The sequence below is a fragment of the Burkholderia sp. 9775_39 genome (genome assembly GCF_015712225.1).
Taxonomy (GTDB): Bacteria; Pseudomonadota; Gammaproteobacteria; order Burkholderiales; family Burkholderiaceae; genus Burkholderia; species Burkholderia cenocepacia.
Genome location: NZ_JACCQC010000032.1, coordinates 19,482 through 32,692, shown reverse-complemented (window position 1 = coordinate 32,692; position 13,211 = coordinate 19,482). Strand labels below are relative to the sequence as shown.

Genomic DNA, 13,211 nt, shown 5'->3' with positions numbered 1-13,211 from the left:
GATGCCGCGCCGCACTATCGTCAGACGGGAAAAAATTGCCCGCCCTCGCCCGTCAGATACAGAAGATCGCGACCGCGATCCCGCCGAACAGCAGCCACTTGACGATGTAGTACACGGTGCGATTCCACGCCTTCAACCGCTTGCCGGCGCGGCGAATCGCATACAGGTACCGGAACGCGCGATTGAGCCCGCCCGTGCGATCGCCCGTTTCGTTCGGCGATGCGGCCGCGCGCATCAGCAGTTGCCCGAACGCATCGTTGATGCGCTGCGCCCAGCGATATTTCATCGGGCGCTCGATGTCGCAGAACAGGATCACGCGATCGTTCGCGGTGCGGTTTTCGGCCCAGTGCAGGTACGTCTCGTCGAACATCACGGCCTCGCCGTCACGCCATGCATACGATTCGCCGTCGACGACGATCCGGCACGCGTCGTCGTTCGGCGTGTCGAGCCCGAGGTGGTAGCGCAACGAGCCCGCATACGGATCGCGATGCAGCCCGAGCTTGCCGCCCGGCGGCAACTGCGCGAACATCGCGGCCTTGATCGACGGAATCCGCGACAGGATCTCGACCGAGCGCGGACACAATGCCTGCGCGGACGGATGCGGCGCGTCGTACCACTTCAGGTAGAAACGCTTCCAGCCGTTGCGAAAGAACGAATTGAAACCGATGTCGTTGTACTCGCCCGATGCCTTGATCCGGCTCGCGTCGCGCAACGCGAGCGCTTCGCTGCGGAACGTGCGCCATTCGCGCTGCAGCACCGCGAGCTCCGGAAAGTGATCCGTGTCGAGAAACGGGGTGGTCGGCACCGACGAGAACGCGTATGAAAAGCAGTTCAGCGGCGCGGTAAAGGTCGAGTGGTCGGAGAGTTGCCGGAACAACCCGTGCCGAACCTTGCCGCGCCGATGCGTGTACACGACACACGCAATGAACACGATCAGCAGGACCCAGCGCATCGATATTTCCCCCGTAAGCTGTTTGCCAGAATTCTAGGTACGGGAAAAATTTCTTGCACTGACGCGCAGGCCGCGCGGCGGGCGTCGTCACGATGCGGCGAGATGCCGGAACGATCCGCGCCGAAACGCCGAAAAGCCCGCGTATACGCGCTTTTCGGGCCATCCGGCGCGTGCGCGGCATGCCGCCGACACACGCGCCGGCGGCGATTATTCCGGAAACGGCAAATCAGTTTGTCCGTCTGCGCGCATACCGAACGTGTTCAGCGTCATCGCGACGAGCGCGTAGTAGCCGAGCAGCGCGACGAGGTTCACCACGGTCTCGTGGCCGAAACGCGCCTGCGCGCGCGCGAACGTCGCGTCGCTCACGCGGCGCGTGTCGTACAGCTCGGTGGCGAACGCATGGATCAGCGCGTCGTCGTCCGATTCGAAGGCAGGCGCGACGCCGAGCCGGATCGCGTCGGCCGTCGCGGCCGGCACGCCGGCCTCGAGCGCGATCGGATGATGGATGTGCCACTCCGCCTGCGAGCGCCAGCGCGCGGCCGTCACGAGAATCGCGAGCTCCGACAGGCGCAGCGGCAGCCCGGTGCGATAGCGGCAGAACGCGCCGAGCTTCTGCGCGTGCTGGGCCAGCTCGGGGCTCGCGATCCAGCCGAGAAACGGCCCGTTCAGGTTGCCGCGCGGGCCGCTGAGAATGTCTGCGAGCACGGCCTTCTGTTCGTCGGTGGCCGACGCGGGGTCGAAAGGAGGCAGTCTGTCTGTCATGGTGAGGATTCGCTGAGATCGGGGTTCATGCACCGGCCGACGCGAGCGCCGCGCCGATCGCACCGGACAGCCGCTCGACGATCGTATCGATCTGCTGCGCGGTACACACGAACGGCGGCGCGATCAGGATGTGATCACCGTGCACGCCGTCGATCGTGCCACCCATCGGATACACCATCAACCCGCGCTGCATCGCCTCGCGCTTGACCGCCGCGTGCAGCTTCAGCGCGGGGGCGAACGTCGCCTTGGTGTCGCGATCGCGCACGAGCTCGACGCCGACGAACAGCCCGCGGCCACGCACGTCGCCGACGTGCGGGTGCGCGCCGTAATGCTCGCGCAACGACGCACGCAACTGCTCGCCGCGCGCCTTCACGTTGTCGAGCAGCTTGTCCTCGGCGATCACGCGCTGCACTTCGAGCGCGGCCGCGCAGGCGGTCGCATGGCCGAGGTACGTGTGACCATGCTGGAAGAAGCCCGAGCCGTCGACGATCGTGCGATAGATCCGGTCGCTCACCAGCGTCGCCCCGATCGGCTGGTAGCCCGCGCCGAGCCCTTTCGCGATCGTCAGCAGATCGGGCGCGACGCCGTCTTCGTCGCAGGCATACCGGTAACCGGTGCGCCCCATCCCCGACATGATCTCGTCGAGGATCAGCAGCACGCCGTACTTGTCGCACACCGCGCGAATCTTCTGCAGGTACGTGCGCACCGGCGGCACGGCGCCGGCCGTCGCGCCCACCACCGTTTCCGCGACGAACGCCGCGACGTTTTCCGCGCCGAGTTCGACGATCTTCCGTTCGAGCTCGTCCGCGAGGCGCTGCGCATACGCTTCGTCGGTTTCACCGGCCTGCTGGTCGCGGTACGCATAGCACGGGCTCACGTGGTGCGCCTCGATCAGCAGCGGCAGGAACGGCTCGCGTCGCCATGCGTTGCCGCCGATCGCGAGCGCGCCGAGCGTGTTGCCGTGATAGCTCTGGCGCCGGGCGATGAAATGACGGCGCTGCGGCTCGCCCTTCTCGACGAAATACTGGCGCGCGAGCTTCAGCGCGGCTTCGATCGCCTCGGAGCCGCCCGACACGAAATACACGTGATCGAGCCCGGCCGGCGCGCCGTCGACGAGCCGGTCGGCCAGTTCCTCGGCCACGTCGGTCGTGAAGAACGACGTGTGCGCGTACGGCAATTGCTGCGCCTGCCGCTTGATCGCGTCGATCACGCGCTGGTTGCTGTGGCCGAGACACGATACGGCCGCGCCGCCGCACGCGTCGATATAGCGTTTGCCGGTCGAATCGATGATCTCGATGCCGTCGCCTGCGACGGCAACGGGCAAGGTGGCGCGCGGGGCGCGATGGAAAACGGTCGTCATGCGTGGCCTCATGGATCAGGATGCGCGGTGAGCGCGTCCGGACGGCACGATGCGCGTCGCGAAGCGCTGCGTGCCGTGTTGGTGAACGGTGAAATCGATCGATGCCGCGCCGATCGCGAACACGGCCGTCGCCAGCGTGTTCTCGTCGTCCGGATCGGCCGGATCGTCGCGGTAGATCGGCAATCCTTCAGGCGCGCGATCGCCGAGCACGCGCAGCAGCGCGGCTTCGTCGATCGTGTCGATGCCGGGCGTCAACGCGTCGACGCGACGCTGGCGGTCCGCCGACGACTGCGTGACGATCTGCGCTTGCGCGTCGCAGCCGGGATGCACGAGATGGTTCGCATGGCCGGCGAGCCGCGCGACCTCGATGACCGAACAGCGCGCGACGCTCGCCTCGATGCTCAGCAATCGCGCATCGCCGGTCGCCCCGAGCGTGTGATGAAAGCCGCTCGCGCGCGCGTGCCGGCGCAGCACGTCGACGGCCGCATCGAGCGACGTCGCGTCGAGCACCGCACGCGCGAGGATCATGCGCGGTACGCCCGGCGCCGGCGTGCGGATACGCAGGTTGTTGATCGCTTGCGCGATGCCCGCGCGGTTCGCGGCGAACGTATGGCCCGGCAGCGAGCCGGGGTAGTAGAAACTGACGAAGCCCGGCTTGCCGGCCGGCTGCACGTCGACGAGCAGGCACCGTTCGCGCAGGTACGGATCGCCGTCCTCGTTGTGCGCGATCCAGCGCGTGCCGTCCGCATCGCGCGCGGCAAGCGTCGTGCAGCCGTCCGGCGCGTTGTGGATCAGTTCGCCGCGGCAGTTCCACAGGAAGATGTCCTCGGCCGGCCAGCCGATGCCTGCCGCGATCCCGTCCAGCTCCGCGACGAGGTCGGGGTACGCGGCGAGCGCGGCCCGCCGCAACGCGTCGACGAACGGATGGCCGCGCCAGCGGCGCACGGCCTGCCATGCGCTGCTCTGCTGCATGTACGCGTCGAATACCGGGCGGGCAAGCTCGCCCAGGCGCACGCCGATGTCGAACGGCGTGCCGGCGATGACGGGAGAAAGGGAAAGCGGCATGTCGGAAGTTTCGGTTTCGTTCAGGACACGTGTTTCAGGAATTCCTTCAGGCGCGGCGTCGGCGGCCGGTCGATCAGGTCGACCGGATGGCCGTCCTCGGCGATGCCGCCCTGATCCATGAACAGCAGCCGCGTGCCGACCCGCTTCGCGAAGCCGATCTCGTGCGTGACGACGATCATCGTCATCCCTTCGGTCGCGAGATCCTGCATCACTTTCAGCACTTCGTGGCGCAGCTCCGGATCGAGCGCCGAGGTCGGCTCGTCGAACAGCATCAACCGCGGCCGGATCGCGAGCGCCCGCGCGATCGCGACTCGCTGCTGCTGGCCGCCCGACAGCTCCGACGGGTAATGATTCGCGCGCGATTCGAGGCCGACCTTGTCGAGCAGCGCCATCGCCTGGTCGCGCGCGTCGGCGCGCGACGCGCCGCGCACCTGGATCGGCCCGAACATCACGTTCTCGAGCGCGGTCATTTGCGGGAACAGGTTGAACTGCTGGAACACCATGCCCGCTTCGAGCCGGATGTTGCGGATCGTCGTCGCGTTGCCGCGCACGCTCTGGCCGTCGACCAGCAGCTCGCCGCCGGTGATTTTCTCCAGCGCGTTGATACAGCGCAACATCGTCGATTTGCCCGAGCCCGACGGACCGACCACGACGACCACCTCGCCCGCGTCGATCTTCAGGTCGATGTTCTTCAGCACCGGCACGTGGCCGAAGCTCTTCGACACGTTCTGGAATTCGATCATGCTCATAAGATTTTCATCCGCTTTTCGACGAGCCGCAGCGTCAGCGTCATCGCGCCTGTCAGCAGCAGATAGATGACGGCCACCGCCGTCCAGATCTCGACCGCCTGGAAATTGCCCGCGATGATTTCCTGCCCCTTGCGCGTCAGTTCGCCGACGCCGATCACGATGAACAGCGACGTGTCCTTCAGGCTCACGATGCACTGGTTGCCGAGCGGCGGAATCAGCCGCCGGAACGCGAGCGGCCCGACCACCTTGAGCAGCACGCGCGGCATCGACAGGCCCATCGCGAGCCCCGCTTCCGTCAGCCCCTTCGGGATCGACAGCAGCGCGCCGCGCACCACTTCCGCGAGATACGCGCCGGAATTCACCGTGATCGCGATGATCGCGGCCGTCAGGCCGTCGATGCGGATATGCGCGAGCAACGGCAACGCGAAGTACAGGAACATCACCTGCACGACGATCGGCGTGCCGCGGATCAATTCAATATAGACCTGTGCGAGCACGTTCATCGCCTTCGGTCCGTATGCGCGGAACATCCCCGCGATCATTCCGACGACGAAGCCGCCCACCAGCCCGAAAAATGCGATGAACACCGTCAACCGGACCCCGTCCATCAGGTCCGGCAGCGCCGCCCAGATCGCCGACCAATCGAAATTCACTTGTCGCTCCCCGTTCGATTCAAGACCGGCGCGGCCCGTTCGGCCGCGCCATGCTGCGTGGTCACGCTCACATCTTCGGCGGCTCGGCGCCGAACCACTTCTTGTAGATCTGCGCGTAGCGGCCGTCGGCCTTGATCTTCACGAGCGACGCATTGACCTTCGGCACGAGCGGGCTGCCCTTCGGGAAGCCGATCCCGTACTTGTCGCCGCTGACCGGCTGGCCGGCGACCTGCACCTTGCCCTTGCCTTCGTTGTTCACGAAGAACAGCACGTTCGGCGTATCGTGCATCGCCGCGTCGACGCGGCCGGCTTCCAGTGCGAGATAGGCCTGGTCGATGTTCGGGAACTGGCGGACCTCCTTCGGCTTCAGGTGCGCCTTGATCCAGTCGATCGTCGCGGTGCCCGTCTTCGCGGCGATCACCTTGCCGTTCAGGTCGTCGATCGACTTGATCGACGTATTGCCGGCCTGCACCATCGCGGCGAGCCCGCTGTCGTAATACGGCGCGGAAAAGTCGATCGCCTTCTTGCGCTCTTCCTTGATGGTCATCCCGGACAGCGCGACGTCGATGTTCTGCGTCTGCAGCGCCGGAATCAGACCCGCGAAATCCATCGGCTGGATCGTGTATTTCCAGCCCTGGTCCTTCGCGATCTCCGCCCACAGGTCGAGATCGAAGCCGACGTACTTGTCGCCCTGCTTGAACTCGAACGGCATGAACGACGTATCGGTCCCGACGACGAGCGTCTTGGTATCCGCGTGCGCGAGGCTGGCGCCGAGCGCGGCGACGACCGCGACGGCTTTCAGGAAGGAACGGCGACTCATGGTTTCTCTCCGCATGATTGAGCGATGTAGCCGGCCAACAGGCCGGCGGAACGACGACATCAAGCCGCACCGCAACATGCGATGTCGAATTAGACCTTAGTGCAACACGTGTTGTCAATGGCGATACTACGACAACAAAATAGTCCGCAACAGGTAAATGCATCGAGACAAACCCGGGCCGCGCGGCGCGGATAGATCGGAGGAAAACGGGAGGACGGCGGTGCAGAACGCCCCACCGGATCGCACCGCGCCGAGGGGCGGCGGCACGGGGAGAGAAGATGGGGTGCGCCGTGCCGCGCTGGCCGTGCGCGCCGAGCCGGCAACCGCCGGCTCGGCTCAATGCGGGTGGCGAAACGCCCGGGCAATGGCCAACGGGCAACGCGCCGATGCCGCGCCGCTCACGCCGCGACCCCGCTCGCCTGATGCGACACGAGCCGCGCATACGCGCCCTGCCGCGCGATCAGTTCCGCGTGGCGCCCGGCCTCGATCACGGCGCCCTGCTCCATCACGAGGATCAGGTCGGCATTGCGCACGGTCGACAGGCGGTGCGCGATGATGATCGACGTGCGCTGCGTCATCAGGTCCTCCAGCGCCGCGCGGATCTGCTGCTCGCTGATCGTGTCCAGGTGCGACGTCGCCTCGTCGAGGATCAGCACCGGCGCATCCTTCAGGAACGCGCGCGCGATCGCCACACGCTGGCGCTGGCCGCCCGACAATTGCACGCCGCGCTCGCCGACGCGCGTCGCGAGCCCGTCCGGCAACCGCGCGACGAAGTCGCCGAGCGCCGCGTGGTCGATCGCGCGCCGCACGTCCGCGTCGGACGCATCGTTCGCGGCGAGCCGGATGTTCGCTTCGAGCGTGCCGTTGAACAGATAGGTATCCTGCGCGACGAGCGCGATGTGCTGCCGCAGGTCGTCGAGCCGCAGGTCGCGCAAGTCGACGCCGCCGAGCGTCACGCGGCCCTGCTGCGGGTCCCAGAAACGCAGCAGCAGGCTCGCGACCGTCGACTTGCCGGCGCCCGACGCGCCGACCAGCGCGACCGTGCTGCCGGGCGGCACCTCGAAGCTCACGCGGTCGATCGCGGGCACGCCGCGCCCCGGATACGTGAACGACACGGCCTCGAACCGCACCGCCGGATCGCCTGGCATCGCGTGCGCGCCGTCGGTCACCGTCACGGGCTCCTTCTCCAGCGCGCGCAAGCGGCGCGTCGACGCGATCGTGTCGGCCAGCTGGCGCGCGACCTGGCCGATTTCGGCGACCGGCATGAACGCGGCCACCGCGACCAGCACCAGCAGCGGCAACGACTCGCGCGGGAACCCGCCGCGGGCGCACAACCATGCGCCGAGCGCCGCGACCGCCAGCCCGCCGAGCCCGCTCGCGACTTCCAGCGCGGCGCTTTGCGTCGACAGATCGTCGAGCAGCTTCGCGCGCTGCCGGCGGTACGCATCGACCTCGGCCACGAACGCCGCGCGCCGGCGCCCGATCGCCTGGAACGCGGTCAGTTCCGCGAGCCCCTGGATCGTTTCGGTCAGGTGCGCGCCAAGCTGGCCGAGCGCTTCGCGCGCGCCGGTGCCGAGCCGGTCGACGTCGCGCCGGGCCAGCACGGGCGCGAGCCCGGCCCACAGCAGGAACGGCAGCAGCACGAGCGCGAGCGGCCACGCGACCGACGCGAGCAACACCAGCACGCCGGCCGGCACGAGCACCGCGACGAATGCCGGCGCCAGCGTGTGTGCGTAAAAGTATTCGACGGTCTCGACGTCCTGCGTCGCGAGCGACACGAGATCGCCGGAACGGCGGCGCAGCAGCCCGGCCGGCGCGAGCCGTTCGAGCGTCGCGAACAGCGCGATGCGCATTTCCGCGAGCAGCCGGTACGCCATGTCGTGCGCGAGCCACGATTCGAGCCAGTGCAGCACGGCCGCGACCGGCGCGATCACGAGCAGCGCGGCCACCAGCCCCGTGCCGACCTGGCCGGTCGGCACCGCGCCGACCACCCGCGCGCCGAGCACGCCGACGCCGATGAACGCGAGCACGCGGCCGATCCCGAACAGCACGGTCAGCACCACCTTGCCTTTCCATGGACGCACGAAGCGCAGCAGCGTCCGCACCGTTTCCGGCCAGCCGATCGTCGCCGCGTCGTCGTTCAGCGGCCGCACCTGCGGGCCCGACGACGCACGCGCGGTCGCGCCGGCCGCCGCCGTCGTGCCGACGGATTCGGCGACCGCTTCCAGTTGCGGCCCCATCAGCCGGCGATACGGGCCGTCGCGTGCGATCAGCGCCGCATGCGTTCCTTCGTCGACGACCTGCCCCTGGTCGAGCACCAGGATGCGATCGGCGCCGATCACGCTGGACAGCCGGTGCGCGAGCACGAGCGTCGTCCGTCCGCGCGTGAGCCGGTCGAGCGCCTGCTGGATCAGCGCTTCGTTTTCCGCATCGACCGACGACAGCGCCTCGTCGAGCAGCAGGATCGGCGCATCGCGCAGCAGCGCGCGGGCGATCGCGATGCGCTGGCGCTGGCCACCCGACAGCATGAGCCCGCGTTCGCCGATGCGCGTCGCGTAGCCGTCGGGCAGCGCCGAGATGAAATCGTGCGCGTTGGCGGCGCGCGCGGCCGCGATCATGTCGGCATCGCTCGCATCCGGGCGGCCGAGCCGCAGGTTGTCGGCAACGCTGCCGTCGAACAGCGTCGCATCCTGCGCGACGACCGCGATCATGTCGCGCACCTGGTCGGCAGCGAGGGTCCGCACGTCGTGGCCGCCGATCCGGACCGCGCCGCCCTGCGCGTCGTGCTGGCGCAGCAGCAGGCGCACGATGGTCGACTTGCCGGCCCCGCTCGGCCCGACGATCGCGACCGTCTCGCCTTCGCGTACCGAGAAACTCAGCGCCGCATGGGCATCCGCGCGACGCCCCGGATACGCGAAGCGCACGTCGTCGAACGCGATCTCCGGCCGCAGGCCCGCCACGCGCGGTGCGTCGGCGGCCGGCGCCTGACTGCCCGCGTCGAGCAGCGCATGGATCGCATGCGCCGCCGACTGGCCGATCATCCCCTGATGCAGCACCGCGCGCAGGTCGCGCAGCGGCCGGAAGATCTCGCTGCCGGCCATCAGCACGATCAGCAGCGCCTCGAGGCTCATGTCGCCGTGCTGCACGCGCCACGCCCCCACCGCGATCGCCGCGGCCGCGCCGAGGCCGGTGCCGAGATCCGTGAAGAACCGCGTCAGCAAGCCGAGCGCGAGCACCCAGAACGTGCTGTCCGACAGCGCGCGCGCCTTCGCGGCCAGCTTCGCGCCGAACGCGCTGCTCTGCCCGAACGCCTTCAGCGTCGGCAGGCCCTGCACCGCGTCGAGAAACTCCTCGCCGAACGCCTTGAACGCGGCCGAACGGGCGAGCGCCGCGCGCTGGTCCGCGCGATGCACGAGCTGCGGCAGCGCGAGCGTGACGAGTGCCGCGACCAGCAGGATCGCGGCCGTCGGCACGTCCCACCACGCGAGCACCGCGAAGATCATGATCGGCGCGCATGCGGCGATCACGAGCTGCGGCAGGTAGACGCCGAAGAAGGTCTGCAGCTGCTCGACGCCGTCGACGACGGCCAGCATCACGCCGCCCGTGCGTTCGCCGCTGAACCATGCTGGGCCGAGCGCGGCGATCCGGTCGAACAGCCGCGCGCGCAGCGTGGCCTGCACGCGGCCGGCCGTGTGCTGCGCAAGCACCGTGCGGCGATGATCGAGCCATGCACGCAGCAGCACGCAGGCCGCCGTTGCCACGACGGCTTCGCCGATGCCGCGCGCCGGCGCGCCGGAGAAAACCAGCGCCAGCACGCGGCCGAGAAACACGAAGCGGAGGATGCCGACACCCATCGCGAGCAGCCCGAGCGCGACGGCCGCCGCCACCCGCCAGCGCAGTCCCGTCATCATTGCCCATAGTCGTCGGTCGAAATACATGCAGCCCTCCGGTCGGTGTTTCGTTGCGTTTTTCTGGACCGGATCGAGGCTACCCGCGCAGCCCGCGCGCGGCAAAAGATGATTTTTCAACGGGTGTTGAGTCAACTACAATACCCCGCATGTCGCACCTTCCTCCCCTCAGCGCACTGCGTGCTTTCGAGGCGGCCGTCCGCCTCGGCGGGTTCGCGCGCGCGGCGGCCGAGCTGAACGTGTCGACCAGCGCGGTCAGCCACCAGATCCGTTCGCTCGAGGAATCGCTGGGCGCCAGGCTGCTCGAACGCAGCACGGGGCTCGGCGGCATCAGCCTCACGCCGGCCGGCACGCGCCTGCTGCCGGCCGTCAGCGATGCGCTGTCGCGTCTGACCGACGCATGCGCCGAGATTCGCGGCACCGCGCAACGGCTCACCGTGTCCGCCAACGCGCCGTTTTCGTCGATGTGGCTCGCGCGCCGTCTCGCGGAATTCTCGTCGCTTCATCCCGACACCCCGCTGCATGCGGTCGTGCTCGACGACGAGCCGGATTTCGCGCGCAGCGGCGTCGACCTGGCGATCGTGCACGTACCGGCGCACCGGCTGCGGGCCGACGACGACGTGCTGATGCGGGAAACCGTGTTTCCGGTCTGCAGTCCCGAACTGTTTCCGTACGCCTCGGGGTACGTGTGCCGCTCGCGGCTGCTGCAGGAAATGCACGAGGACAGCCCCGAGATCGACTGGCGCAACTGGGCGGTGCACTTCGGCTTGCCAGACGACTTCGAGACGAAGATCGTCCGTTACAGCAGTTTCAGCCAGGTGATCGGCGCGGCCGTGGGCGGCGCGGGCATCGCGCTCGGGCGCGTACCGCTGATCGAGCCCGAATTGCGCAGCGGGCGCCTGGTGCCGCTGGTGCCGGGCCTCTCGCGCGACGCGTCGTGGCGCTTCGTGCTGCGCCGCCATCCGTCGACGCGACACCGGCTGCTCGATCCGTTGATCGCGTTCCTGCGCAACGAAGCGGACGCGCCGCCGTTCGTCTCGAAGAAGGTTGCGCCCGCATCCAACGACAGTCACGCACGGGGCGCGGGCGGCGCCTGACGCGCCGGCTCGCGAAGCCGGCCCGCGTTGCCGGTGAACCGCTTACGGCGTCGCGAAGAACAGCGCGACGACGCACGCCATCCCGCCGAACCACACGAGCGAGCGCAGCGACGCCCAGTTCAGCAGGTACATCAGCGCATAGACGACGCGGATCGCGACGAACGCCACCGCGAGCTGGTCGACGCGATGCACGTTCGCGCCGTTGTGCCACGCCACCACCAGCGCGGCCGTGAACAGCGCGAGCGCTTCCCACGAATTCTGATGCGTGGCCTGGGCGCGGGCACGCCAGCCTTCGAGCTTCGCCAGGTACTCGCGCGGCGCGCGGTTGTCGTAACCCTTGCGGGCCTTGGCGAGAAACGTCATCGGGAACGGCAACAGCGCCACGATGAACAGGCACAGCTGGGACGTCGTCATCAAAGTCTCCTCCGTTATGATTACATTGATCAATGACAAGATCGCCGAGAGCTTAGCATTGCGGCATGCCGTTCGCGCACCGGTTTTCTAGACGGGAGACTCGGCTGGGCAAGCCACGGGGGACGGCGTGCGGCCCGCTGCGGCGCCAAAATTTCCACCAAATCGTCGACAAATACGTTAATTAAAACTGGTCGAACACCAATAAGATAGCGTTCAACACTGGCTTGGCGCGATCGCGCCAGCCCACCGTTTCACGCCGCGCCAACCGCGCACCGAACGACATCCGACCCGAGCCCTTGCCATGCCCCGTCCCATCGTCGCCCATATCCGCCCCGACGCCGTCCGCCACAACCTCGACTTCATCCGCCGCACCGTCGCGCCATCACGCGTGTGGGCCGTGATCAAGGCCAATGCGTACGGCCACGGCATCGAACGGATCTATCCGGGCCTCGCGGCCGCCGACGGCATCGCGCTGCTCGATCTCGACGAAGCCGTGCGCGTACGCGAGCTCGGCTGGGACAAGCCCGTGCTGCTGCTCGAAGGCGTCTTCGAGCCGGCCGACGTCGAACTCGCCGATCGCTACCGGCTGACGGTCGCCGTGCACTGCGACGAACAGCTCGACCTGCTGATCGCCGCGAAGCCGCGGCAGCCGATCGACATCCAGCTCAAGATGAATTCCGGCATGAACCGGCTCGGCTATCGGCCGGCCGCGTTCCGCGCCGCGTGGGAACGCGCGGCGAGTGCACCGTCGATCGGCAAGATCACGTTGATGATGCATTTCGCGAACGCCGACGAAGGCGAAGTCGACTGGCAGTTGGAGCAGTTCGACGCGACCACGGCCGGGATTCCGGGCGAGCGCTCGGTGTCGAATTCGGCGGCCGTGCTGTGGCATCCGCGCGCGCATCGCGACTGGGTGCGGCCCGGCACGATCCTGTACGGCGCGTCGCCGACGGGTGCTGCGCGGCATATCGCCGACACGCCGCTGGTGGCCGCGATGACGCTGACCAGCAAGATCATCGGCGTGCAGACGCTGGCGCCGGAAGAGACCGTCGGCTACGGCCGCCGCTTCACGGCCGACCGGCCGATGCGGATCGGCGTCGTCGCGTGCGGCTACGCGGACGGCTATCCGCGCCACGCGCCGACCGGCACGCCGATCGCGGTGGACGGCGTGATGACGCGCGTCGTCGGCCGCGTGTCGATGGACATGCTGACCGTCGACCTGACGCCTTGCCCGAACGCGGGCATCGGCTCGAGCGTCGAGCTGTGGGGCGACCAGGTGAAGGTGGACGACGTCGCGGAAGCCAGCGGCACGATCGGCTACGAGCTGATGTGCGCGCTCGCGCGCCGCGTGCCGGTCGTGATCGTGCCGCCCGGCGCGTCGACCGTGCAAGCGCCGCTGCGGACGGGGAGTTACGGACGCTGACCGGCGCC

At 68.5% G+C, this 13,211-nt stretch carries 11 protein-coding genes; 2 read left to right on the top strand and 9 right to left on the bottom strand.

What is annotated here, in order from left to right; all coding sequences use genetic code 11:
• Positions 1–52 precede the first annotated feature (52 nt).
• From lpxO to H0X90_RS30315, 8 genes are all read right to left on the bottom strand, one after another.
• Complete coding sequence (lpxO, locus tag H0X90_RS30350; RefSeq protein ID WP_006486222.1) at positions 53–952, bottom strand: lipid A hydroxylase LpxO; 900 nt, start codon at positions 950–952, stop codon at positions 53–55.
• A gap of 207 nt (positions 953–1,159) precedes the next feature.
• Positions 1,160–1,714: a carboxymuconolactone decarboxylase family protein gene (locus H0X90_RS30345; RefSeq protein WP_006486233.1), complete on the bottom strand. Its 555-nt coding sequence runs from the start codon at positions 1,712–1,714 to the stop codon at positions 1,160–1,162.
• A 25-nt stretch (positions 1,715–1,739) separates the two neighbouring features.
• Positions 1,740–3,074 carry an aspartate aminotransferase family protein gene (locus H0X90_RS30340; RefSeq protein WP_006486239.1) on the bottom strand — a complete coding sequence of 445 codons (1,335 nt, stop codon included), beginning with the start codon at positions 3,072–3,074 and terminating at the stop codon, positions 1,740–1,742.
• Between the two features lie 15 nt (positions 3,075–3,089).
• Complete coding sequence (locus tag H0X90_RS30335; RefSeq protein WP_006486227.1) at positions 3,090–4,139, bottom strand: C45 family peptidase; 1,050 nt, start codon at positions 4,137–4,139, stop codon at positions 3,090–3,092.
• 20 nt (positions 4,140–4,159) lie between these two features.
• Complete coding sequence (glnQ, locus tag H0X90_RS30330) at positions 4,160–4,888, bottom strand: glutamine ABC transporter ATP-binding protein GlnQ (protein ID WP_006486238.1); 729 nt, start codon at positions 4,886–4,888, stop codon at positions 4,160–4,162.
• On the bottom strand, positions 4,885–5,541 hold the full coding sequence (gene glnP, locus H0X90_RS30325; RefSeq protein ID WP_006486241.1) for a glutamine ABC transporter permease GlnP: 657 nt from the start codon (positions 5,539–5,541) through the stop codon (positions 4,885–4,887). The genes glnQ and glnP overlap by 4 nt, the downstream gene beginning before the upstream one ends.
• 67 nt (positions 5,542–5,608) lie before the next feature.
• A complete protein-coding gene (glnH, locus tag H0X90_RS30320; protein WP_006486224.1) occupies positions 5,609–6,361 on the bottom strand; it encodes a glutamine ABC transporter substrate-binding protein GlnH in 753 nt (250 codons plus the stop codon).
• Positions 6,362–6,759: 398 nt separating this feature from the next.
• Positions 6,760–10,299: an ABC transporter ATP-binding protein gene (locus H0X90_RS30315; RefSeq protein WP_077190714.1), complete on the bottom strand. Its 3,540-nt coding sequence runs from the start codon at positions 10,297–10,299 to the stop codon at positions 6,760–6,762.
• Between the two features lie 119 nt (positions 10,300–10,418).
• On the opposite strand from H0X90_RS30315, the gene H0X90_RS30310 reads away from it, so the two are divergent.
• On the top strand, positions 10,419–11,366 hold the full coding sequence (locus H0X90_RS30310; protein ID WP_006486231.1) for a LysR family transcriptional regulator: 948 nt from the start codon (positions 10,419–10,421) through the stop codon (positions 11,364–11,366).
• Positions 11,367–11,408: 42 nt separating this feature from the next.
• Here H0X90_RS30310 and H0X90_RS30305 read toward each other — a convergent pair whose 3' ends face one another.
• Positions 11,409–11,780 (bottom strand): MAPEG family protein, encoded by a 372-nt coding sequence (locus H0X90_RS30305; protein ID WP_006486225.1) that lies wholly within the window; start codon positions 11,778–11,780, stop codon positions 11,409–11,411.
• Positions 11,781–12,081: 301 nt separating this feature from the next.
• Between H0X90_RS30305 and alr the strand changes: the two genes are divergently transcribed.
• On the top strand, positions 12,082–13,203 hold the full coding sequence (gene alr, locus H0X90_RS30300) for an alanine racemase (protein ID WP_077020989.1): 1,122 nt from the start codon (positions 12,082–12,084) through the stop codon (positions 13,201–13,203).
• The last annotated feature ends 8 nt before the right edge of the window (positions 13,204–13,211 follow it).